General features: G+C 34.3%; 19 protein-coding genes. 13 read left to right on the top strand and 6 right to left on the bottom strand.

Features of this window, described 5'->3' with window-relative positions:
- The first annotated feature begins 81 nt into the window (after window positions 1–81).
- The 4 genes from FVB9532_RS06615 (at window position 82) to FVB9532_RS06600 (ending at window position 3,920) form a co-directional block, all read left to right on the top strand.
- Window positions 82–762 carry a metal-dependent hydrolase gene (locus tag FVB9532_RS06615; RefSeq protein ID WP_150544417.1) on the top strand — a complete coding sequence of 227 codons (681 nt, stop codon included), beginning with the start codon at window positions 82–84 and terminating at the stop codon, window positions 760–762.
- Window positions 762–1,802 carry an o-succinylbenzoate synthase gene (locus FVB9532_RS06610; protein WP_150544416.1) on the top strand — a complete coding sequence of 347 codons (1,041 nt, stop codon included), beginning with the start codon at window positions 762–764 and terminating at the stop codon, window positions 1,800–1,802. The genes FVB9532_RS06615 and FVB9532_RS06610 overlap by 1 nt, the downstream gene beginning before the upstream one ends.
- Before the next feature lies 1 nt (window position 1,803).
- Entirely contained in the window at window positions 1,804–2,742 is a 939-nt protein-coding gene (locus tag FVB9532_RS06605) for a CPBP family intramembrane glutamic endopeptidase (RefSeq protein ID WP_150544415.1), read from the top strand.
- 71 nt (window positions 2,743–2,813) lie between these two features.
- Complete coding sequence (locus tag FVB9532_RS06600; RefSeq protein WP_150544414.1) at window positions 2,814–3,920, top strand: AMP-binding protein; 1,107 nt, start codon at window positions 2,814–2,816, stop codon at window positions 3,918–3,920.
- Here FVB9532_RS06600 and FVB9532_RS06595 read toward each other — a convergent pair.
- From FVB9532_RS06595 to FVB9532_RS06580, 4 genes are all read right to left on the bottom strand, one after another.
- Window positions 3,912–4,181, bottom strand: a complete 270-nt coding sequence (locus FVB9532_RS06595) for a hypothetical protein (protein WP_150544413.1) — start codon at window positions 4,179–4,181, stop codon at window positions 3,912–3,914. The two genes, FVB9532_RS06600 and FVB9532_RS06595, sit on opposite strands and share 9 nt — an antisense overlap.
- Before the next feature lie 175 nt (window positions 4,182–4,356).
- The gene (locus FVB9532_RS06590) at window positions 4,357–6,000 is read right to left on the bottom strand and encodes a M1 family metallopeptidase (protein ID WP_150544412.1); all 1,644 of its coding nucleotides are present in this window, start codon (window positions 5,998–6,000) and stop codon (window positions 4,357–4,359) included.
- 141 nt (window positions 6,001–6,141) lie between these two features.
- On the bottom strand, window positions 6,142–7,440 hold the full coding sequence (locus FVB9532_RS06585) for a T9SS type A sorting domain-containing protein (RefSeq protein ID WP_194716500.1): 1,299 nt from the start codon (window positions 7,438–7,440) through the stop codon (window positions 6,142–6,144).
- Between the two features lie 203 nt (window positions 7,441–7,643).
- Window positions 7,644–8,282, bottom strand: a complete 639-nt coding sequence (locus FVB9532_RS06580) for a hypothetical protein (RefSeq protein WP_150544410.1) — start codon at window positions 8,280–8,282, stop codon at window positions 7,644–7,646.
- A 240-nt stretch (window positions 8,283–8,522) separates the two neighbouring features.
- Between FVB9532_RS06580 and FVB9532_RS06575 the strand changes: the two genes are divergently transcribed.
- Window positions 8,523–10,535 carry an endo-beta-N-acetylglucosaminidase gene (locus FVB9532_RS06575; RefSeq protein WP_150544409.1) on the top strand — a complete coding sequence of 671 codons (2,013 nt, stop codon included), beginning with the start codon at window positions 8,523–8,525 and terminating at the stop codon, window positions 10,533–10,535.
- Window positions 10,536–10,611: 76 nt separating this feature from the next.
- Here the strand turns inward: FVB9532_RS06575 and FVB9532_RS06570 are convergent, their stop codons facing one another.
- Window positions 10,612–12,255, bottom strand: a complete 1,644-nt coding sequence (locus tag FVB9532_RS06570) for an acyl-CoA carboxylase subunit beta (RefSeq protein WP_150544408.1) — start codon at window positions 12,253–12,255, stop codon at window positions 10,612–10,614.
- A gap of 308 nt (window positions 12,256–12,563) precedes the next feature.
- On the opposite strand from FVB9532_RS06570, the gene FVB9532_RS19435 reads away from it, so the two are divergent.
- The 3 genes from FVB9532_RS19435 (at window position 12,564) to ettA (ending at window position 15,136) form a co-directional block, all read left to right on the top strand.
- Window positions 12,564–12,740, top strand: coding sequence for a CAL67264 family membrane protein (locus FVB9532_RS19435; RefSeq protein WP_194716499.1), 177 nt, complete (start codon window positions 12,564–12,566; stop codon window positions 12,738–12,740).
- Between the two features lie 90 nt (window positions 12,741–12,830).
- Complete coding sequence (locus tag FVB9532_RS06565) at window positions 12,831–13,286, top strand: DinB family protein (protein ID WP_150544407.1); 456 nt, start codon at window positions 12,831–12,833, stop codon at window positions 13,284–13,286.
- Between the two features lie 158 nt (window positions 13,287–13,444).
- Window positions 13,445–15,136, top strand: coding sequence for an energy-dependent translational throttle protein EttA (gene ettA, locus FVB9532_RS06560; RefSeq protein WP_150544406.1), 1,692 nt, complete (start codon window positions 13,445–13,447; stop codon window positions 15,134–15,136).
- Window positions 15,137–15,188: 52 nt separating this feature from the next.
- Here ettA and FVB9532_RS06555 read toward each other — a convergent pair whose 3' ends face one another.
- Window positions 15,189–15,644 (bottom strand): SRPBCC family protein, encoded by a 456-nt coding sequence (locus tag FVB9532_RS06555; protein WP_150544405.1) that lies wholly within the window; start codon window positions 15,642–15,644, stop codon window positions 15,189–15,191.
- Window positions 15,645–15,830: 186 nt separating this feature from the next.
- Between FVB9532_RS06555 and FVB9532_RS06550 the strand changes: the two genes are divergently transcribed.
- From FVB9532_RS06550 to FVB9532_RS06530, 5 genes are all read left to right on the top strand, one after another.
- Window positions 15,831–17,765: a peptidylprolyl isomerase gene (locus FVB9532_RS06550; RefSeq protein ID WP_150544404.1), complete on the top strand. Its 1,935-nt coding sequence runs from the start codon at window positions 15,831–15,833 to the stop codon at window positions 17,763–17,765.
- Window positions 17,758–18,618 (top strand): peptidyl-prolyl cis-trans isomerase, encoded by an 861-nt coding sequence (locus FVB9532_RS06545; protein WP_150544403.1) that lies wholly within the window; start codon window positions 17,758–17,760, stop codon window positions 18,616–18,618. Before FVB9532_RS06550 ends, FVB9532_RS06545 begins: the two co-directional genes overlap by 8 nt.
- On the top strand, window positions 18,602–20,047 hold the full coding sequence (locus FVB9532_RS06540; RefSeq protein WP_228482262.1) for a peptidylprolyl isomerase: 1,446 nt from the start codon (window positions 18,602–18,604) through the stop codon (window positions 20,045–20,047). Before FVB9532_RS06545 ends, FVB9532_RS06540 begins: the two co-directional genes overlap by 17 nt.
- Before the next feature lie 8 nt (window positions 20,048–20,055).
- A complete protein-coding gene (locus tag FVB9532_RS06535) occupies window positions 20,056–21,009 on the top strand; it encodes an AAA family ATPase (RefSeq protein ID WP_150544401.1) in 954 nt (317 codons plus the stop codon).
- Between the two features lie 286 nt (window positions 21,010–21,295).
- A complete protein-coding gene (locus tag FVB9532_RS06530) occupies window positions 21,296–23,560 on the top strand; it encodes an aconitate hydratase (RefSeq protein WP_150544400.1) in 2,265 nt (754 codons plus the stop codon).
- The last annotated feature ends 54 nt before the right edge of the window (window positions 23,561–23,614 follow it).

The raw sequence follows: 23,614 nt of genomic DNA, 5'->3' as shown, positions 1-23,614 counted from the left end.
TATGTTATTTATATGTGAAGATGTTTAGAAAAGGTTCTAATTTTATTAATTTTCAGAAAATAAACTAAAAACTGAATAATTATGAAAGTTACCTTTTACGGGCAAAATTCATTAGCTATAGAAGTAGCAGGAAAACATATCATTGTTGATCCATTTATTACAGGAAGTGATCTTGCCAAAGACAAAGTCGATATTAAAGATTTAAAAGCAGACTATATTTTCTTAACCCACGCCCATCAAGATCATATTTTAGATACTGAAGCGATTGCTAAAAACACCGGAGCAAAAATTGTAAGTAATGCAGAAATAGCTGCTCACTACGAGGAGAAAGGTTTTGAGGTGCATCCCATGAATCACGGTGGAAGTTGGAAGTTTGATTTTGGGAAAGTAAAATATGTGGTAGCACACCATAGTAGTTCTTTCCCTGATGGAAGTTATGGAGGCCAACCGGGAGGTTTTGTTTTAGAAACTGAAGAAGGGAATCTTTACATTGCCGGTGATACTGCACTAACCATGGATATGAAGCTTATCCCAATGCGCACTCAATTAGATTTAGCTGTTTTGCCTATAGGTGATAACTTTACAATGGATGTAGATGATGCTATTGTAGCCAGTGATTTTATTAAATGTGATAAAATTTTAGGTTGTCATTATGATACTTTTGGTTTTATTGAAATAGATCATAAATTAGCCAAAGATAAATTTAAAATGAAGAATAAAGAACTTCATTTATTAGCAATAGGAGAGAGCATAGAAGTTTAATGAAAGCAACTTATAAAAAGTATATCTTAAATTTTAAACGCCCCAGCGGAACATCGCGGGGCGTTCTTACAACCAAAGAAACCTGGTTTTTAATTATAAAAGAGAAAGATAAATATGGAATAGGTGAATGCGGGATTCTACGAACGCTTAGTATTGACGACCGACCCGATTATGAAGAAAAATTAAAATGGGTTTGTGAAAACATTCATCTACCAAAAGAAGAATTGTTAGAACAGCTTATGGAGTTTCCTTCTATTCAATTTGGATTAGAAATGGCTTTACAATCTTTTGAAGCAGAAAATCCATTTGAATTATTCCCTTCCGCATTTACAGAAGGAAAAGCTAGTATTCCCATTAATGGATTAATTTGGATGGGAGAAGAAGCATTTATGCTAGAACAAATTCAACAGAAATTAGAACAAGGCTTTTCTTGTATTAAACTAAAAATTGGAGCAATAGATTTTGAAAAAGAAATAGCCTTACTAAAATCTATCCGAAAAAAATACTCAGCAGAAGAAATAGAATTAAGAGTAGATGCTAATGGAGCTTTTGCACCTGAAGAAGCTTTAGACAAACTTCAGCGTTTAAGTGAATTAGATTTGCATAGTATTGAGCAACCTATTAAGCAAGGTCAATATCAAGAAATGACGAAACTTTGTAAAGAAACACCACTTCCCATTGCCTTAGATGAAGAATTAATTGGTGTATTTTCTGTAACTAAAAAAGAAAAACTAATACAAACTATACAGCCTCAATACATCATTTTAAAACCAAGTTTAATCGGTGGGTTTAAAGGTACTCAAGATTGGATAGATTTAGCTGAAAAATACGATGTTGGTTGGTGGATTACCAGCGCCTTAGAAAGTAATGTGGGGTTAAATGCTATTGCACAATTTACTTACACTAAGCAAACCCAAATGCCACAAGGGTTGGGAACAGGGAGTCTGTATACCAATAATATTCAAAGTCCGTTGGCGGTAAAAGGAGAAAAATTAACTTATCAATCTCAAGAAACTTGGGATTTAAACTCAATTTTATAGCATGTTTATAGCGCAAGCTTTTAAGTATTATCACGATTTTTGGCGATACCTGATAGGTTCTTTAATAGTTATTATCGCTTCATTTATTGGTCAAATTCCTTTTATGATTGCTGTGTTTGCAGAATTAGGATTAAAGAAACTTCAATCAGGAGGAGTTTCTGAGAAACAAATGATGACCACCCTAGAGCCGAATTTGAATTTATTCTTGTTATTGCTGTCCTTTGTTTTTGCTATGGCTGGAATCGTTCTTGTTATAAAATTTCTGCACAAACAGCCTTTTAAAAAATTAACCACGAGTAGAAAAAAAGTAGATTGGAAACGAATTTTGTTTTCATTTACTTTAATGGCAATTTTCGTGGTTGCCAGTACTTATTACGATTATTATACAAATCCTGAAAGTTATGTGATTAACTTTAAGCCTGTGCCTTTTGCTATTCTTTGTGTGATCGCCGTAATTATGGTTCCCATACAAACCAGTGTCGAAGAATATATTTTTAGGGGCTACCTTATGCAAGGATTTGGAACTTTGGCTAAAAATAGATGGTTTCCGTTATTACTAACTTCACTGATATTTGGTGGGCTTCATTTTTTTAATCCTGAAGTGACTAAGCTAGGGAACATTGTAATGATCTATTATATAGGGACAGGATTGTTTCTTGGAATAATTACTTTAATGGATGAAGGTATGGAGCTTGCCCTTGGTTTTCATGCGGCTAATAATTTAATCGCAGCGCTTTTGGTGACTGCAGATTGGACTGTTTTCCAAACCGAATCTATTTTAAAAGATATTTCTGAGCCTTCTACAGGTTTACAAGTGGTTTTACCGGTATTTATAATTTTTCCTATTTTCCTCATCATTTTTGCGAAGGTATATAAATGGAAAAACTGGAAAGATAAATTAACGGGTGAAATAAAAGAACCACAACCGATAAGTGAGTGATTTTACATACATTTAAAATTAACTTGTTATTTTAGTAATGCTAATTTATAGTTGAAATACCATATTTGGTTATGACTGAATTTACCACAGATTTTGCTCCGCGTCTTCACGAAAACTTTCAATTTAATAAAAACAAATTGAATGAAACGGGACTTGTTCAGCTAGCCACTTTGTATATTAATGAAGGAGAACCTTACGAAGAGCAAATCGGGGAGTTTATCCTTGAATGGTTGGATGATGAAAAAGATTATGTAGAAGTAAAAACGTCCGGATCTACAGGAACTCCAAAAATTATCCAGATTAAAAAAGAATATATGGTGAATAGCGCCAAAGCTACTGCCAAATTCTTTAAGCTACCAGAAGAAACTACTGCTTTGTTATGTTTGCCGGCTACTTATATTGCTGGTAAAATGATGTTAGTGAGAGCTATGGTTTTGGGGTGGCATTTGGAAAGTGTTCCTCCAAAATCCAATCCTTTAGATCAAGTATATAAGCGTTTTGATTTTTGCGCGATGACCCCCTTTCAACTTGATAATTCATTAGCAAGACTTCATTTAATCCAAAAATTAATTGTTGGTGGTGGGGCGGTTTCCGTTCATTTAAAAAGATTGGTGCAAGGTATTCCAACCAAGATTTACGAAACCTATGGAATGACAGAAACGGTCACTCATATCGCAGCCAGAAGGATTAATTCAAAAAAGAGTAGAAAAAAAGCACTTCCTTTTAAAGTTTTAAATAATATAAGTGTTTCTCAAGACGATAGGAACTGTTTGGTGATTAAAGCACCGATGGTTTCAGAAGAAATAATTGTGACCAACGATGTGGTAGAACTCGTTACGTATAAAAAATTTTTCTGGAAGGGACGAATTGACCATGTAATTAATAGTGGAGGAGTTAAAATTCATCCAGAACAAGTTGAAAACAAGTTGCAAACCATTATTCTTCAGCGGTTTTTTGTTACTTCATTACCGGATGATGCCTTGGGGGATAGACTTATTTTATTTATAGAAGCAGAATTTAATGAAGAGGTTTTACAACATTTAACAGAGGAGATAAAAAATTCCAAAAAACTGGAAAAGTTCGAAAAGCCGAAGAAAATCTATTTTGTGGAAAAATTTGAAGAAACCCATACCGGAAAAGTTGACCGTATACGCACTTTAAAAGCGAGGTTAACTTAGCTGCTCTATAATTTTTTCTTTTAAAATTTCAGCATCGCTGGTTCCTACAAAAAAGGTTTTCTTTCCATCCTTCGATTTTATTCTAATCGCTTTGCCGGGTTTAGTATTGTAAAGTGTCCCTTTTGGAGTAAGCCTTAATCCAATTCCGTAGAGCAGGGAAGGTTTCAAAACCTCAATAGATTCAGGGTCTATCTCTTTTATTTTCATTTTTTGTACTAAAAATTTCAATCCGAACGAAGCAGAAATTTCGTCTTCATTCATGTTTATCGTTAGCCTTCCAAAAACAAGACAAACACTTATAAATACAATACTCAATATTACATATAGGCTAATGGAAACTTTACCTATTCTATCAAGTTTAATAAAATAAATAGACCATTGAATAGCTAGTATAATTATTGAAATTATATATAAAATATAAGCGTGTTGTGTTTTTTTATAATACATCTTGCAGGTTGCTAGTGATATAAAACTTTCTGAAATTAATTTTTAAATTATCTGTATTCAATTTATCATCTAGTTTCTGCCAAGAATTAGTCGGCTCAATTCTTATTTCTTTATTATTAGCCAGTAATTCTACAGGCATATTGAAATTTTCTACATCCGTTTTCCATCGGTAAAAGAGGTTACCGTTTTCATTCTTAAATTCAAGATGGGGAAGTTGGGTGTATCTTAAGTATTGATTAAAAAAAGACTCTAATTCTAACCCTGTTTCCTTCTCAAAAAATGCAATCACCGCTTCCGTATCGGTTTGTGAATGTTTAAATTCTGAAGTAAACTTATTTAGGATATTCCACCATTTTTCATCATCATTAATCATAAAGCGAAGGGTGTTTATCATATTCGCTCCTTTAAAATACATATCGCCAGAACCTTCAGCATTAACTCCGTAATCACCAATAATAGGAGTTTGATTACCAACCATCGTTTTTCTAAGGCCGTTGAGGTAGGTGAGCGATTTCTCTAATCCCCATCGGCATTCAATATAAATCGCTTCGGTATAAGAAGTGAACGATTCGTGAATCCACATATCGGCAATGTCTTTTGCTGTGATGCTGTTGCCAAACCATTCGTGACCCGATTCGTGGATAATAATATAATCCCAGTTTAAACCTACGCCGGTAGCAGATAAATCCCTTCCCATATAACCGTAATTAAAACCATTTCCGTAAGCTACAGCGCTTTGATGCTCCATTCCTAAAAATGGAGTTTCTACTAGTTTGTAAGAATCTTCAGGAAAAGGATAAGGTCCAATTTTTTCGTAAAAGCAATCCATCATTGGGATGACTTCTTGAAAAGATTTTTTGGCTTTTTCTAAATTGTAGGAAAGCACATAATATTCTAAATCTAGGTCTTTATATTGATCTGAAAAATGAACGTAATCGCCTATATCTAAAATGATATTGTAATTATTAATAGGATTGACGACCTTCCAGTTCCACTGAATATAGTCATTATCAATTTTTTCTTTTCCAATTAACCTTCCGTTAGAAACCCCTACTAGGCCTTGGGGAGTGGTAATATGTATTTCGGCTTCTTCCGGTTCATCACTTAGGTGATCTTTGTTGGGATACCAAAGACTAGCACCAGTTCCTTGAACGGCTACACTTACCCAGTCTTTTCCGTTCTGGTCTTTTGTGAAAATAAAGCCTCCGTCCCAAGGTGGATTATTCGCTATAATGGGGTATCCCGAGTAATAAAAATAGAGTGTTCTTTCTCTTTTGCGGTTAATAGGTTTTTCAAATTCAATAAAAACAGCATTATATTCTCTTCTGTATTTTAATTTTTTTCCTCTTAAAGTAATCGAGTCTATTTGCATATTTTCAAAAAGATCGAGTTGCATAACCGGTAGTCTTTTCAAAGCTTTAAAAGTGATTTTGTTAACTCCGGAAATATGTTTTTCAGCTGGATTTACTTTGACAAACAAATCATATTTAAGTACATCATAATTACTTCTTTCAGGTCTTAATGAACCTCGTAGCGTATCTGCTCTAGTATATTTTCCCTGTTTGTTAGAGAGCATCTGTGCCGAAGAAAGAATAGTGATAAAAAAAGTTGCTAATAGAAAAAAATATCTCATTAAAGTTGTGGTTTGCTTTATCGGCAAGATAGTAAATTTTGATTTTTCTTAAACTTTTTAGAATAGCTATATGATAAAAAACCAAGAACAATACGTTCTTGGTTTTATAATAAATTGTAATCGATTACATTGTTAGGTAAATTATTTTACTAGTAATTTGGTAGACTTTTGTCCTTTAGAATTTTTAAGGGTGGCTATCCATAACCCACTTCTGAAATTAAAATCTATTTCTTGTTGAGTAGTAAAAGATTTTATTGACCTGCCGGTTAAGTCGTAGATATTTACCTCTGTTTTGTCTTGAACATCGGTAATGTAAATTCTATCTCCTGCCGCTTTAATATTGGTGCTAATTGCGTTGTTGTATTTTTCTATACCTAGAGTAGAAGTAGTTCCTACGTCACCGGTTACTTCAATTTTATATAAGTTACAAGAATTGCTTCCGAAAATATAAAGGTTGGTTGGTCCACCTGTATAACTAGCCGATAACTTAATAGGATCTGTATTATCTGCACTTAGCTCGCCAACAATGGCACTTCCGTCAGTGATATACAAAGTACGGGTTCCGGAACCTCCTGTTCTAAACCAAATATCTATTGTTGCATCACCATTAACAGCAAAATATACGAACCTTTGTTCAGGCATAAATTCATCATTGGTAGGGTCGATACTACCGCCTCCATTAAGTTTAAATCTGTTCTCACCAACATAACCATCTTCCCAAGTTTTAGGACTCGATTCTATTACAGCGAAGTTTGAGATTTCATCGCCAGGATATAACCCAAGATTATCCCTTACAATATTTTCAGACTCACCATCGGGATCTTCCGGCCAATTAGTGGTGTCGTTTCCAAAATCCCAAACCACGTCTGGATCATTTGTACTATCTAGTGTAGTCGTAGTGCCTATATTGCCGGTTACTTCAATTTTGTATAAGTTACAAGAATTGCTTCCGAAAATATAAAGGTTAGTTGGACCTCCTGTATAACTAGCCGATAACTTAATAGGATCTGTATTATCTGCACTTAGCTCGCCAACAATAGCGCTTCCGTCGGTGATATACAAGGTACGCGTTCCAGAACCTCCTGTTCTAAACCAAATATCTATAGTTACATCACCATCAACTGCAAAATATACGAACCTTTGTTCAGGCATAAATTCATCATTGGTGGGATCAATACTACCGCCTCCATTAAGTTTAAACCTGTTCTCACCAACATAACCATCTTCCCAAGTTTTAGGACTCGATTCTATAACACCTAAATTGGTAATCTCATCACCTGGATATAAACCTAGATTGTCTCTAACAACATTTTCAGATTCGCCACTGGGATCTTCCGGCCAATTGGTGGTGTCATTTCCAAAATCCCAAACCTTGTCTTGAGCATTTGTGTTTACAGCTATAAAAAAAAGTAAAGAAGTAAATAATAGTAATTTTTTCATCATATAAAATTTTAGTTATCATAAAATATTAATGTAATCGATTGCATAAATATAATGCATTTGTATTAATATTTAAGCTAAAATTTTAATGAATTAATAAATTAAAGGGGTTTAATTGATAAATTTTAAATAGTATAATTGGAAAATAACTAAAAACAAATCTTTACATAAAAATATTGAACATTAAAATGAGGATAACGCTACTATTTAGATAGGTGTTCCTTTAGTCGTGATTGAACATTTAAAGGACTTTTTTTCAATTCAGGAGAGAGTTGTTGTAAGATACTGTCTAACCTTCTTAATTGTGCTTCATTCTCTCTATTATTATAAACAAAAATTTCTGCGGGTACAAAAACAAAAGGTGAAGTTTGGTGTTCTTTAATTTTTTTAAAGAGGTATTCATTAATTGCTTCTTTATTTTTCTTGTCGTCTTTATACAGCTCTTTTAATGTAGAAGAGTACTCTTGACTGTTAAGGTATAAGGGAGAATTTTTTACTTTACTTACTTTAGGATACTTTTTTATTTCGATGTCAACAATCACTTTTTCACCATCTAACCAAATGGGTAAACGAGGTATATGCTGTTTGCTGTAAAAGTTAACAAAATAAAGATTATTGATGTTATCGTTTAAGTTAAACCTTAAAGTGTCACTTTTATAATTATAGTTGGAAGGGAAAATTTCTTTGTCACTATTTACAGGTTTAAGAGAAATACTATCCAGTTCTTGTGATGAATTAATAACAAGGTTGATATCTTCTAAGGGAAGGTTTTCTTGTTTAGAATCTTTTTTACAACTATAAAAACAAAGTATTATTAGTATAAATAGGTAGGAATTTTTCATGGATTAATTTTTATCAAATATATTAAAAGAATTTTTTAAAAATTAAGGTTGGTTTTATTCAGAAGGAAGCTTTTATAATAGTTCATATTTACTTTAAGTAAGTTTTCTGCTGAGGCTTGGTTTTAAAAGAAATTTTATATTGCGTTAACTGTTTATTTTCTAAATACTTAATAAAAATTTTTGAAGACAATATGTTTCGCATTATCTTTCCGTCTAAATCGTTTAAATAAACTCCAAATCGTGAAAAATAAAATTACCTTTTTAGCAATGATTATCTTTATTAATGCTTATTCTCAAATTATTAATGAAGCTCCTTATATTTTAACTATAGATCAATTAAAGAATTGGACAGCCACAGGTGAATATGCAAGTCCAGATTTAATTATTGAAGAATCCCTTGCAGATAGGTTTGTAAATACACAAACTCAAATGAATTCTGCGTTGAACAATGACATGAAAATAGCTTATTTACCGGATGGGATGAATAACTTTGGTAATTATTTTGGAGAACAATCCCAATTTAATTTATACAATTTTACCAATTGGGCCTACATCGATAAATTAATTTGGTTTGGAGGAACTGCCGATCAAACCGTACAGTTACCTTCTTCTCCATGGGGGAATGCAGCTCACCGTAATGGAGTGAAAGTTTTTGGAGATATTTACTTTTCTTTAAACCAATTTGGAGGAAGTAATGAAACTGTACTCAGCTTTTTGGAACAGGACAACAACAATAATTTTATAGTGATTCCAAAGCTTGTCGAAATCATGGAATACTATCATTTTGATGGTTGGTTTATTAATATGGAGACCAATACGAACCCAACAACAGGTGCCTTAATGTATGAGTTTATTAAAGAGCTTACACAACAAGTCGAATCACAAGGTAAAGAAGTGATGTGGTATGATTCGATGGTTTTAAATGGAAATATTGAATATCAAAATTATTTAAGTAGTGAGAATGTTGTTTTCTTTCAAAACAATGAAGATAATAGTCCAATTACAGGAATAAATGGTTATGAGCAACGAGTAAGTTCAAATTTATTTATTAACTTTTTTTGGTATGCCTATGCTAACCCTTCTGCATTAACAGAATTGTCTAGGGATAATGCTCTATTTACCGGACGTTCTCCTTATGAAATTTTTACGGGTGTAGATTTGGTGCCGGGCAGAAATCAAACCCCTTTTGAGACCGGAGGGAACACATGGATGTCACAACTACATGATTCAAACTCACCTTTTACTTCTTTAGGATTATTTGCCACCAATATCTTTTACGATCAAAGTCAATACAGCAACTTTAAAAATAATCCAAATGACTATGAAAATTTCTATAGTGCAGAACGTCATTTCTTTGCAGGAGCAGACCAAAACGCGGCTCTTGAAGATGTAAGTGGTTTTAAAGGAGTGTCTAATTGGATGCCGGCAGCATCAGTGATTACGAGCCTTTTTCAAACTAATTTTAATACCGGCCATGGGCTAGGAAAATTTAGTCAAGGAAATCAAATAAGTACAGAACCTTGGCATCATATAAATGAGCAAGATATTTTACCAACTTGGCAGTTCGCTTTTTCTAATGAAAACTTATCAGCAAAATGGGATTTTGAAATGGCTTATGAAGGTGGGAATTCTCTAAAAATAGAAGGCGATATCTTTGCCAATTCTCCCGTGAATATGTCACTCTATAAAACCAATATAGAAATAAGTAACGATACTTCAATTGCAATAACTTATTACCAAAATAACGATGAAGCAGAAAATGTAAGCTTAGTTTTAACTTTTGAAGGAGGAACTTCAAATGAAGAAATACTTCCATTAGATGCAGATGGGGAGACAGGATGGATAACCAATGCTTACGCTTTATCAGACTTTCAAGGAGCCACCTTAGTTAAAATAGGCTTGCAATTTTCTTCAACTACTACGCAAAATAATTATACGATTAATTTTGGGAGCTTAAGCTTATCCAATAGTCTCTCTATACAGCCTATATCCCATAAAAATAATTCATCATTAAGTGTCTTAAATTCAAGTTCTGGTGAGTTGAAATTAAATTTCGAAAATTTTCCTTTAGGTAATACCCAGCTATATGTATATGATTTTCAAGGAAGATTAATAGAAAGTGAAACCATAAAAGTCAATGCTGTTTCAATAACTAAAAAACTTCATTTAGAAGCTTCGCTACAAGGTAATTATATCTTACAAGTGATCAATGCTAAAGGTGAAAAAGTATCTAAAAAAATTCAAATTAAATAAACGTCTAACCGCACAAATAAAAAAAGTGAGGTTTTTTGAACCTCACTTTTTTTATTTTTTATTTCAATTTTGAAAATTAAGTTTGGATCACTCCTAAATTAAAATCTTTGGTAATTGGCGCATGGTTAGCTGCTTCAATACCGGTAGAAATCCATTTTCGCGTATCTAACGGATTGATTACCGCGTCTGTCCAAATTCTTGAAGCTGCATAATACGGACTTATTTGCTTATCGTAATCTGCTTTAATTTTATCGTAGAGTTCTTTTTCTTTCTTTTCTGTAATTTCTTCACCTTTTTTCTTTAAAGAAGCAGTTTCTATCTGTAGTAAAACTTTGGCTGCAGAATTTCCGCTCATCACCGCTAGTTCAGCACTTGGCCAAGCAACAATTAAACGAGGATCGTAAGCTTTCCCACACATCGCATAATTTCCGGCACCATAAGAATTCCCTATCACTACCGTAAACTTAGGAACTACCGAATTACTCACGGCATTCACCATTTTAGCACCATCTTTAATAATACCACCGTGTTCACTTTTGCTGCCTACCATAAATCCGGTGACATCTTGTAAGAACACTAAAGGGATTTTCTTTTGGTTACAATTCGCTATAAATCGCGTCGCTTTATCTGCCGAATCAGAATAAATTACACCCCCAAACTGCATTTCGGTAGGTTTGGTTTTCGCGGCAGTTGTTTTTACAATCTTTCGCTGATTGGCAACAATCCCAACAGCCCAACCATCTATTCTGGCGTATCCCGTAATAATCGTTTGCCCATATCCGGCTTTATATTCTTCAAATTCAGAATTATCAATCAATCGGTTAATAATTTCCATCATATCATATTGATCGCTTCGTTTCGCCGGTAGATGACCAAAAATTTCTTCAGGATCTAATTTTGGTTTTGCTGCTTTTTTTCGATTAAAACCAGCCGTCTCTGCATCACCAATTTTATCCATGATATTTTTAATTTTGGTAAGCGCATCTTTATCGTCTTTTGCTTTATAATCGGTGACACCACTTACTTCACAATGCGTGGTTGCTCCTCCCAAAGATTCATTATCAATACTTTCTCCAATAGCCGCTTTTACCAAATAACTTCCCGCCAAGAAAATACTTCCGGTTTTTTCAACAATCAGAGCTTCATCACTCATAATCGGTAAATATGCACCACCGGCCACGCAACTTCCCATTACCGCAGCAATTTGTGTTATGCCCATACTGCTCATCACCGCATTGTTTCTAAAAATTCTTCCAAAATGCTCTTTGTCAGGAAAAATTTCGTCTTGCATCGGTAGGTAAACACCGGCGCTATCTACCAAATAGATAATCGGTAATTTGTTTTCAATCGAAATTTCTTGCGCTCGTAAGTTTTTCTTTCCGGTAATCGGGAACCAAGCTCCCGCTTTTACTGTGGCGTCATTGGCTACCACAATCACCTGTTTGCCCGAAACTTTTCCTATTTTAACGACGACCCCTCCACTTGGGCAACCGCCATGTTCTTTATACATTCCATCGCCGGCAAAAGCACCAATTTCAATGGCGTCATCAGGATTGTCAAGTAAAAAGTTGATTCGTTCCCTAGCCGTCATTTTTCCTTTAGCGTGGTGTTTCTCAATACGCTTTTCACCACCGCCTAGTTTTACCTTAGCAAGCTTGCTGCGTAAATCTGAAACCAATAATTTATTATGATCTTCGTTTTTATTGAATTTGATATCCATTCAGTTATATTTTTTGGGCGTGACCCTATCGGGCCGGGCTTTCGCTACTCGCTTTTTTATTTTAATAAAAATAAAAAGAGCTTAAACATACCGCTCAATCCCTCACGCTTTTCTATTTTTGAGAACGAAAATACAAAAAGCTTATCATTTTTATAACTAAATTATAAAGCAAAAAGTAGGATATTTATAAAAAAATGATAGAAAAGCTTAGTTTCAATTTTGATTTCTTAATAAATATTAAAACTATTAATAATATTATAAATTTGTAGTTAGCTTGAATATACCCCTAAATAAATAGAAATATGAGTATGAACAAAAATACAGTCTTGGCTTGGGCCACATTTATTATGATAATTGTAGGTTTAGGCTTAATTGCTCTAGCAGCATTTAAATATAGAGAAGTAGCCGGTTATGGTTTTGGTGCAGTAGGTGTAGGTTTTTTCGCTATTGCTTGGGTTTTTAATGCATTAAAAGGAAGAGTGTAAGCGAAGCTTAAATGTTGAAATGAAATTGAATTTAAAACCCTAAATTAAACTGAAATAGAGTAGGGTTTTTGCATAAATAAAAAATAGTTGATGAAAGAACAACTGATAAAACATTTGCAAGGTGGGGAAGCTTTTACTCCCATCGATCAAATTTTAGAAGAAATTACGTTTGAGAAATTGGGAGAAAGACCTTATGGATTGCCTTATTCTTTTTACGAGTTATTTTATCATATTGTTTTTGCCCAGCAGGATATCTTCGAATATATTTCAAACAATAATTATAAAGCTCCTAAGTGGCCCGATGGTTATTGGCCTAAAGAACAAGCTCCCAATAATGAGCAAGCTTGGGAAGATTTAAAGAACAAATTTTTTAAAGATAGGGAAGAGCTTATCAAGCTTATTCAACAATCGGAAACAGATTTAAATCAGACTATTAAAAATAGTGATAAGCATAGCTTATTTCGGGAACTCCTGCTTATTGTAGAGCATAATGCCTATCATACCGGACAATTATTAATAATACTTCGATTGTTGAATTTACATTGATAGCGAAAATAGAAATTCGATAGTTTTAAATTCTTATTTTTGCGTTAGCGATAGCAGCGGCATCCTTTTTTTGCTTTAATAAGTGGCAAAAAAAGAAAGAGCGAATAGCGCGGTGCGCAGCAAACGCCCAAAATAACTTTAAACAATTAATAGAAAATATGTCAGACGATAAGAAAGTAATTTTCTCGATGTCGGGAGTTACAAAAACGTATAAAAACGCCAATACTCCTGTATTAAAAAATATATATTTAAGCTTCTTCTATGGGGCGAAAATCGGTATTCTCGGGCTTAACGGTTCAGGTAAATCTACCTTGTTAAGAATTATTGCCGGAGAAGAGAAAAACTATCAAGGAGATGTAGTTTTCTCTCAAGGATATTCTATAGGATATTTAGAGCAAGAACCTAAGCTTGATGAGGAAAAAACAGTTTTAGAAGTTGTAAAAGAAGGTGTTGCCGAAACGGTAGCGATTTTAGATGAATACAACTCGATTAATGATCAGTTTGGCTTACCGGAAGTATATGAAGATGCCGATAAGATGCAAAAGTTAATGGATCGTCAGGCGCAGTTACAAGATGAAATAGATGCTTCTAATGCTTGGGAAATAGATACCAAACTTGAAATTGCAATGGATGCGTTAAGAACTCCGGATGCCGATAAGAAAATTTCGGTACTTTCAGGAGGAGAAAAACGTCGGGTAGCACTTTGTAGATTATTGTTGCAAGAGCCCGATATTTTATTACTTGATGAGCCAACCAACCACTTAGATGCTGAATCGGTACATTGGTTAGAACACCATTTACAGCAATATAAAGGAACGGTAATTGCTGTAACGCACGACCGTTATTTCTTAGATAATGTAGCCGGTTGGATTTTAGAGTTGGATAGAGGGGAAGGAATCCCATGGAAAGGAAATTATTCTTCTTGGTTAGACCAAAAATCTAAACGAATGGCACAAGAGCAAAAAGCGGCTTCTAAACGCCAAAAAACTTTAGAGCGAGAGTTGGAGTGGGTGAAAATGGCGCCAAAAGGAAGACAGGCTAAACAAAAAGCACGTTTAAATAATTACGATAAGTTAGCAAGCCAAGATCAAAAACAAATGGATGAAAAACTGGAAATTTTCATTCCGAATGGTCCGCGTTTGGGAACTAATGTAATTGAAGCGAATGGCGTAAGCAAAGCTTTTGGAGATAAATTGCTTTATGAAGATTTAAACTTTAAACTTCCACAAGCGGGAATTGTTGGTATTATTGGTCCGAATGGTGCCGGTAAAACCACTATTTTTAAAATGATTATGGGGGAAGAACAACCTGATAAAGGTACGTTTGAAGTGGGAGAGACGACGAAGATTGCTTATGTAGATCAAAGTCACTCGAATATTGACCCAGAGAAAACTATCTGGCAAAACTTTAGTGATGAGCAAGAATTGATTATGATGGGCGGTCGAGAAGTAAACTCGAGAGCATATTTAAGTAGATTTAACTTTAGCGGCAGCGAACAAAATAAAAAAGTAGATATGCTTTCAGGTGGAGAGCGTAACCGACTTCATTTGGCAATGACTTTAAAAGAGGAAGGAAATGTATTGTTACTTGATGAGCCAACTAACGATTTAGATGTCAATACGCTTCGAGCTTTAGAGGAAGGTTTAGAAAACTTTGCCGGTTGTGCCGTAGTGATTTCTCACGACCGTTGGTTCTTAGATCGAATTTGTACCCATATACTTGCTTTTGAAGGAGATTCTCAAGTATATTTCTTTGAAGGCAGTTTCTCAGATTATGAAGAAAACAAAAAGAAACGTTTAGGGGGTGATATCATGCCAAAACGAATCAAGTATAAAAAACTTACAAGATAGTTTTTCTTAAAAGTGAGCATTAAAAAATCCTGATCAATTTGATTGGGATTTTTTATTGATTCGAAACACTTATTCCTTCTTCTACAAAAGCCTTAAAGTCATTCATATACTTTAAAGATTGCTTTTTAAAAGCACCTGGCATTAAAAACCCCATAATTTTCATAGTAAAACCACTAAATTGAAATTCACATTCAGAAATCCATCGGGTTTGTTGTGGCTTTGATTCTTGAAAATAGTTTTTCTGAATATTATGCACGCCTTTGGTATCGTAAGTTGCATGAAATTCAGTAGGAAGCTTTTTCTTGATAATGGTCTCTATCAAGGTCATCTCCCGCTTGCCTATTTTGTATTCAAGTTTCATTTTTGAGCCTTCCTCTCCAAGAATGCCAGAAATAGGCTCAGCTTTTACAAGACCACTTTGCCAATGTTTCAGGTTTTCTATGCTACCAATTTTATTAATTACTTCTTCTCTGGACTTTTCGATGACTACTTCAACAGTATATTTCATGACTGAATTAGTTTTAGAGTATTAAAGTTACTAAAAATGAAAATATAATCCTGTTTCTTTAGTGCCTAATGGGGTAATTACCTACTTCAACAGCATTATATACTTAATCTTTCAATATAGCGTTAATTAATTGCTTGTAAAACCTTTATTATTTTTTATTTTTGATCACTTTTAAGAAGAAACCAAATGAGAAAAATTTCATTTCTTTTACTTTGCTTATTTGCAGTTGTTTCCCTGTCTGCTCAGCAATCACGAGATGTATTACTTACGATAGATGGAAAACCAGTTTATGCCGATGAGTTTGAACGTGTGTTTTCTAAAAATTTATCCATTATTGAAGAAGAGCAGCAACAAGATGTAGATGAATATCTAGACCTATTTATAGATTATAAATTGAAAGTCATCGAGGCGGAAGATTTACAATTAGATACACTTCCTACTTTTACTGGTGAGTATAATATCTATAAAAAACAATTAGCTAGAAAATATATCAACCAGAGTGAAGTCTCCGAAAAATTGGTTGAAGAAGCTTATAAAAGAATGCAGCAGGAGGTGAATGCAAGTCATATTCTTTTCAACTTAAAGCCTGATGCTTCCCCAGAAGACACCTTGGAAGTTTACAATAAGGCTTTAGAAGTACGAAAAGAGATTTTAAATTCAGATAAAAACTTTGCACAATTAGCCAGAAAATATTCAGACGATCCTTCAGCGAGACAGAATGGTGGTGATTTAGGTTGGTTTGGGGTTTTCAATATGGTTTACCCTTTTGAAACCGGAGCTTATGAAACAGAAATTGGGGACATTTCCATGCCGGTAAGAAGTAAATTTGGTTATCATTTAATCAAAGTAAACGATAAGCGTGAAAATGAGGGCGAAGTTACCATTGCCCACATTATGATTGAAGATAAAAACAATGAGGAGGAAGCGAAAGAACGAATAGAAGATTTATATAAAAAACTCCAAGAAGGTGCGGCTTTTGAAGATTTAGCTAAACAATTTAGTGATGATAAAAATACGGCTGTAAACGGAGGGGAATTAAACACCTTTAAAAGAGGAAGGTTAAATTCTGAAAAGTTTGAAAATGCGGCCTTTTCTTTAACTGAGAAAGGAGAAATCACAAAACCCTTCAAGACTAAGTACGGTTGGCATATTGTAAAGCTTTTAGATAAGGATGACGTGGGAAGTTTTGAGGAAGAAAAGTTTAACTTAGAAAGAAACATCAAGAAAGATTCAAGAGCGCAGTTAATTGCTTCAGAGGTGCTTGATCATATTCAATCTTTGTACACTCTTAAAGAGGATTCTCCGGGATTATCCTATTTCAAAAATAATATTAAAGAAAATATTACCGCCGGACCATGGGAAGCTTCAGCATTAAAAAATATTCCGCAGCGAAACTTAATCAGTATAGAAGATGAAGGGCAGACTTATCAAGATTTTGCCAAGTACATAGCTAAACGACAAAAGCGTCCTGGAAATTTTAAAACTACCAATGAAGCTTTAGATGCTTGGTATGCAGATTTTAAAGAATCGTTTATAAGAGAATACCACCGTGAGCACTTAGCTGAAGTAGATGAAGAATATGCTCATGTAATTGAAGAATACAGAAATGGTTTGTTGTTATTCGATTTGATGGAAAAGAAAGTATGGAATGCGGCTAAGGAAGATTCTGTAGCTTTAAAAAAATACTACCAAGCTCATAAAGGAAACTATGTTTCTCCAACCACTTACGAAGCAATTATTGCATCTGCAGATGATAAATCGGAAATTAAAAAAGTAAGAAAAGAACTGCAAAACGGGGAGTCGTTAGAAGATTTAAAAGAAGACTTTGAAGAGGTGTTTTTTAGTGAAGGAACTTTTACAGAAGGTGAGACCTCTTTACCGAAAAAATTTAAAGGAAAAAAAGGCGTTAGCAAAGTTTATCAAAACAACGGTATGTTTATTGTTGTGAAGGTGAACCAAATTTCAGCTTCTAAAGAAAGAAGTTTTGAAGATGCTAAAGGACAGGTGATTTCAGAATATCAAGAAGAACTGGAAGATGAATGGATGGATTCCTTACGTGAAAAACATAAAGTAGAAGTAAATAAACCAGTATTGGCAAAGCTGAAGAAAGAATTTGAATAGATTTTTTGGCTACATAGGGTTAAGTATATTGCTGTTAAGTGCAGTAAGTTGTAATTTTTTAGAACAACCTCAAACCGAGGAAGCAATTGCTAGGGTTAATCAGAACTATTTATATAAAAAGGATCTGAAAGGGATATTGCCTGAAGATTTATCTGCTGGCGATAGTGCTATTTTTGTCAATAATTATATCAACAATTGGGCGACAGAACAAATTTTATTAGACCAAGCCAAGTTAAATTTACCCAATAGCCAACAGGAAGAATTTGAAAGTTTAGTAAAGGATTATAAACGTGAATTATTTACGGAAGCTTACAAAGATTTAATTCTTCAGAAGGAAATGGATACCTTGATTTCTGAAGAAGACATAGAAACTTTTTTTGAAAATAACCGGGCTAACTTTAAGTTGAACGAAGATTTAGTTAAGTTCCGGTACATCTATTTGAATAAAAAATTTCCCAAACTCAATAAAATAAAACAAGAGCTTGAACGCTTTAGTAAAGAAGATCAAAAAGCTTTAAGCAAAGAAACCTTAAAGTTTAAAGCTTATTCCTTAAACGATTCGGTTTGGGTAAGCAGTAAAGATTTTTATAATGAAATAGCGTTTTTAAGAGAAAAAGAAAATAAAGATTTTTTAAAAGAAAATAATTTTCTGCAACAAGAAGATTCTTTAGGAGTATATTTGGTTAAAATTGAAGAAGTATTATTAAGAAATGAAAATGCACCTTTAGAGTACGCCAAGCCAACCGTAAAGCAAATTCTTTTAAATAGAAGAAAATTAGAATTGTCGAAAGATTTTGAAAAAGAGATAACGAAAGATGCAATTAAACATAACAAATTTGAAATTTACAACTAAATTATACCTAGCAGCCTTAGTATTTATATCGTATGGTAGCGTTTACGCACAACCACCGGCAGAAAAAGATTCAACCCTAGTGATTACCGATAAAGATAATTTGGTAAAACCTGCATTAAAAAAAGATTCCATTAATTCTAACCAAAGAAGAAAAGCCGATGGGATTGCTGCTGTAATTGGGGACTACCTAATTTTAGATAGTGATATCACCAAAATGCGTGAAGATGCAGAACAACAAGGATTATCTTCAGCCGAAATCACAAATTGCCAATTGGCGGGGCGTTTAATGGAAAATAAACTGTACGCGCATCAAGCATTACAAGATACTACCATAGTCGTTTCAGATGCAGAAGTTACTGCTATGACCGATCAGCAAATTTCGCGAATGGTCAGCCAGATAGGAAGTATGGAAAAGCTATTGGATTTTTACAGAAAAGAAGATGAGCAGGCTTTACGCGATGAACTTTTTAGTATCAATAAAGAGCGTCGATTAGCCAACCAAATGCAAGAAAAAATTATAAGTAAAGTTGAAATTACTCCAGAAGAGGTTCGGAAGTTTTTCAATGATATTCCAGAAGATGAACGCCCACAGTTTGGTGATGAAGTTGAAATTGCTCAAATAGTCATTAAACCTGAGGTCCCTAAAGAAGAAGAAGATAAAGTAGTAGAACGCCTTAATGAAATGCGTGAAGATATCGTAGAAAACGGAGCAAGTTTTGCGACAAAAGCTGTGCTTTATTCTGAAGATGCAACCAGTTCCCGTGGAGGTCAAATGACGATAACCCGAGAAGATCCCCTAGATAAAGATTTTAAGCAAGTAGCTTTTAGTTTACGAGAAGGAGAAGTAAGCAAACCTTTTAAATCCCAGTTTGGTTATCACATCATTCAATTAGATAAATTAAGAGGGCAAAAACTAGATATCCGTCATATCATTATCATTCCGAAAGTAACTGAGAAAACTGTTGCTGATGCGAAAGACAAAATAGAAAAAATTAGAAAAGAAATTGTAGACGGAGAAATCACTTTTGATGATGCTGCAAGAAAATATTCAGATGAGAAAGAAACAAGAGGAGATGGCGGACAGTTAATTAATCCTAAAACTGGAGATACTCATTTTGAATTAACCGATGTCGATCCGTTAATTTATGATAAAGTAAATAATTTAAAAGAAGATGAAGTTTCACTCGTGTTGATGGATCAAAATAGAACCGGGCAAAAGTTCTTTAAAATTATTACTTTAACGCATCGTTATTCCGAGCATATTGCAGATTACTCTAAAGATTATACCAAAATCAAAGAGTTGGCACTTCGGGAAAAACAGTTTAAAGCTATTGAAAAGTGGCAAAACGAAAAAATTAAAGAAACCTATGTTAAAATTAACGGTGATTACAAAAACTGTGAGTTTAATAGTAATTGGGTAAAAAACTAAAGCTAATTATGTCAGACGTTAAAGCGGTAGAGCAACTAGTAGAAAAATATACTGGCCTCAAACAAGAAATAGCAAAAAAGATTATTGGCCAAGACAAAGTAGTCAATGAGATTTTATTATCTATTTTTGCTGGCGGTCATGCCTTATTAATTGGAGTTCCCGGTTTAGCAAAAACCCTCATGGTTAATACGATTTCTCAAGCATTGGGATTGGATTTTAAACGTATTCAATTTACACCAGATTTAATGCCTAGTGATATTTTGGGTTCTGAAATTTTAGACGAAAAAAGAAATTTTAAATTCATCAAAGGCCCTGTTTTTTCTAACATCATCCTAGCAGACGAAATTAACCGTACACCTCCTAAAACTCAAGCAGCTTTGTTAGAAGCAATGCAAGAAAAATCGGTTACCGTTGCAGGGCATAATTACCAATTGGCAAAACCCTATTTTGTTTTGGCTACCCAAAACCCAATTGAACAAGAAGGTACTTATCCATTACCAGAAGCTCAATTAGACCGTTTTATGTTTTCCATCTTTTTACAATATCCTACTTTTCAGGAGGAAATAGATGTAGTAAAAAGTACCACAGCAGATAAGGATGTTACGATCAATCCATTATTTACTGCAGAAGAAATTGTAAGTTTTCAAAAGCTCATCAGGAAAGTTCCAGTAGCCGATAATGTTATAGAATACGCGGTAAAATTGGTAGCTAAAACCCGACCAAATGGAGAATATGCTCCAGAAATTATAAAAGAGTTTGTCGATTGGGGAGCCGGTCCAAGAGCTTCGCAAAACTTGATTCTAGCAGCAAAAGCTAATGCTGCCACCAAAGGGAAATTTTCACCCGATATAGAAGATGTTCAAGCTGTTGCTGAAGGTATTTTAAGGCATCGTATTATTAAAAACTACAAAGCTGAAGCAGAAGGTTTAACCGAAGAGAAAATCATTGCAGAACTTCTCTAATCTTATTTAGACTCAAATCAAATTATATTAATTTCCTATAACGTTATAGAGATTAGTTTTTGAAATAAAGAAAATTCATTACTCTATTTTGATAATATCTTAATTTTAACCCTGAAGATTGTCGATTCATTAAAATATTCAACTCATTTCTTATTTTTTCTGAATATAATTAATGAATTTTCATTTTAACTGATTTTTTTTAGGTGATTGATGCCCAAAGGTGATTATTTTCAAAATTCATTAAAAATCTGTATTTTCGCAGACGTTCAAAAAATTAACAAGACCTATGGCATACGATATTGATATGATCAAAAAGGTTTATGCTCAAATGGCAGAACGTGTGGAAAAAGCACGTGAAGTTGTGGGTAAACCTTTAACGCTTTCAGAAAAAATTCTTTATTCCCACCTTTGGGATGTTGAAGCTGAAAAAGCTTACGCGCGTGGTAAAGACTACGTGAACTTCTCTCCAGATAGAATTGCTTGTCAAGATGCTACCGCACAGATGGCATTACTTCAATTTATGCAAGCCGGAAAACCAAAAGTAGAAGTACCAACCACTGTACATTGTGATCACCTGATCCAAGCGAAACAAGGTGCTGCAAAAGATTTAAAAAGAGCTAACGAAACCAGTAACGAGGTGTTCGATTTTTTAGGTTCTGTATCTAATAAATATGGTATTGGTTTCTGGAAACCTGGAGCAGGAATTATTCACCAAGTAGTATTGGAGAATTACGCATTTCCAGGAGGAATGATGATTGGTACCGATTCTCACACTGTGAATGCTGGTGGATTAGGAATGGTTGCAGTAGGTGTTGGAGGAGCAGATGCTGTAGATGTAATGGCAGGAATGCCTTGGGAACTTAAATTCCCTAAATTAATAGGTGTAAAATTAACCGGTAGTCTTAATGGTTGGACGGCTGCAAAAGATGTAATCTTAAAAGTAGCCGGTATTTTAACCGTAAAAGGGGGAACCGGGGCAATTATAGAATATTTTGGCGAAGGAGCAAGATCAATGTCTTGTACCGGTAAAGGAACCATCTGTAATATGGGAGCAGAAGTAGGTGCAACCACTTCTACTTTTGGTTACGATGATTCTATGGAGCGTTTCTTAAGAGCTACAGATCGTAATGATGTGGCAGATGCTGCTAATGAAGTACGTGAGCACTTAACAGGAGACGACGAAGTTTACGCTAACCCAGAGCAATATTTTGATGAGGTGATAGAAATTAACCTTTCCGAATTACGTCCACACTTAAATGGACCGTTTACGCCAGATTTAGCGACGCCAATTTCAGAAATGAGTAAAAAAGCGAAAGAAAACGATTGGCCAATCAACGTAGATTGGGGATTAATCGGTTCTTGTACTAACTCTTCTTACGAAGATTTAACAAGAGCAGCTTCTATCGCACAACAAGCTTTAGATAAAAAATTAAAACCAAAATCAGATTTTGGTATTAACCCAGGATCTGAGCAAATTCGATTCACGGCAGAGCGTGACGGTTTATTGAAGATTTTTGAAGATCTTGATGCTACCGTATTTACCAATGCTTGTGGTCCTTGTATCGGTCAATGGGATCGTAGTGACCGCAAAGGTGATGAGAAAAATACAATTGTACACTCCTTTAACCGTAACTTCTCGAAGCGTGCCGATGGTAACCCAAATACACATGCATTTGTAGGTTCACCAGAAATGGTAGCGGCTATCGCTATCTCCGGTCGTTTAGATTTTGATCCTACCCGTGATAAATTAGTAAACGAGGATGGAGAAGAAGTAATGTTAGACGAGCCTAAAGGAATAGAATTACCAACGAATGGTTTTGAAGTAGAAGATGCAGGTTATGTGGCTCCTTTTGAAGATGGTAGTGGAGTTACTATAAAGGTAGCTGAAGATAGTGAGCGTTTAGAATTGCTTACTCCTTTTGAACCTTGGGATGGTAAAAACTTATTAGGAGCTAAATTATTAATTAAAGCTCACGGTAAATGTACTACCGACCATATTTCTATGGCTGGACCTTGGTTACGTTACAGAGGTCACTTAGATAATATCTCTAACAACTGTTTAATTGGAGCGGTAAACGCTTTCAATATGAAAACAAACTTTGTGAAAAGTCAGTTAACAGGAGAATATGGAGGAGTACCGGACACACAACGTGAGTACAAAGAAAAAGGAATTCCAACAGTAGTGGTAGGAGATCATAACTATGGTGAGGGATCTTCTCGTGAGCACGCAGCGATGGAACCAAGACACTTAGGTGTTAAGGTAGTAATCGTAAAATCTTTTGCTCGTATTCACGAAACTAACTTGAAAAAACAAGGAATGTTAGGGCTTACTTTTGCTAATGAAAATGATTACGATCTAATTCAAGAAGATGATACCTTCAACTTTATTGATTTAGAAGATTTTGCAGAAGGAAAACCTCTTACAGTTGAGATAGTTCACGCTGATGGAACTAAAGATGTGATTAAAACCAATCACACTTACAATTCAAACCAAATTGAATGGTACAAAGAAGGATCTGCTCTTAACTTAATTAAAAAGTTAAACGCATAATCTATTCTTTTTAGATAAATAAAAACTCCTGCTGAAAAGCAGGAGTTTTTTGTT

It is taken from the genome of Mesonia oceanica, from assembly GCF_902499555.1.
Classification (GTDB): domain Bacteria; phylum Bacteroidota; class Bacteroidia; order Flavobacteriales; family Flavobacteriaceae; genus Mesonia; species Mesonia oceanica.
Note: the sequence above shows the minus strand (reverse complement) of the source record. Positions and strands in the feature narration are given on the sequence as shown.

Bases quoted from the DNA above. Each gene is read 5' to 3' on its own strand.
- FVB9532_RS06615 (WP_150544417.1), top strand. From the start codon at position 82: ATGAAAGTTACCTTTTACGGGCAAAATTCATTAGCTATAGAAGTAGCA.
- FVB9532_RS06610 (WP_150544416.1), top strand. From the start codon at position 762: ATGAAAGCAACTTATAAAAAGTATATCTTAAATTTTAAACGCCCCAGC.
- FVB9532_RS06605 (WP_150544415.1), top strand. From the start codon at position 1,804: ATGTTTATAGCGCAAGCTTTTAAGTATTATCACGATTTTTGGCGATAC.
- FVB9532_RS06600 (WP_150544414.1), top strand. From the start codon at position 2,814: ATGACTGAATTTACCACAGATTTTGCTCCGCGTCTTCACGAAAACTTT.
- FVB9532_RS06595 (WP_150544413.1), bottom strand. From the start codon at position 4,181: ATGAATGAAGACGAAATTTCTGCTTCGTTCGGATTGAAATTTTTAGTA.
- FVB9532_RS06590 (WP_150544412.1), bottom strand. From the start codon at position 6,000: ATGAGATATTTTTTTCTATTAGCAACTTTTTTTATCACTATTCTTTCT.
- FVB9532_RS06585 (WP_194716500.1), bottom strand. From the start codon at position 7,440: ATGAAAAAATTACTATTATTTACTTCTTTACTTTTTTTTATAGCTGTA.
- FVB9532_RS06580 (WP_150544410.1), bottom strand. From the start codon at position 8,282: ATGAAAAATTCCTACCTATTTATACTAATAATACTTTGTTTTTATAGT.
- FVB9532_RS06570 (WP_150544408.1), bottom strand. From the start codon at position 12,255: ATGGATATCAAATTCAATAAAAACGAAGATCATAATAAATTATTGGTT.
- FVB9532_RS19435 (WP_194716499.1), top strand. From the start codon at position 12,564: ATGAACAAAAATACAGTCTTGGCTTGGGCCACATTTATTATGATAATT.
- FVB9532_RS06565 (WP_150544407.1), top strand. From the start codon at position 12,831: ATGAAAGAACAACTGATAAAACATTTGCAAGGTGGGGAAGCTTTTACT.
- ettA (WP_150544406.1), top strand. From the start codon at position 13,445: ATGTCAGACGATAAGAAAGTAATTTTCTCGATGTCGGGAGTTACAAAA.
- FVB9532_RS06555 (WP_150544405.1), bottom strand. From the start codon at position 15,644: ATGAAATATACTGTTGAAGTAGTCATCGAAAAGTCCAGAGAAGAAGTA.
- FVB9532_RS06550 (WP_150544404.1), top strand. From the start codon at position 15,831: ATGAGAAAAATTTCATTTCTTTTACTTTGCTTATTTGCAGTTGTTTCC.
- FVB9532_RS06535 (WP_150544401.1), top strand. From the start codon at position 20,056: ATGTCAGACGTTAAAGCGGTAGAGCAACTAGTAGAAAAATATACTGGC.
- FVB9532_RS06530 (WP_150544400.1), top strand. From the start codon at position 21,296: ATGGCATACGATATTGATATGATCAAAAAGGTTTATGCTCAAATGGCA.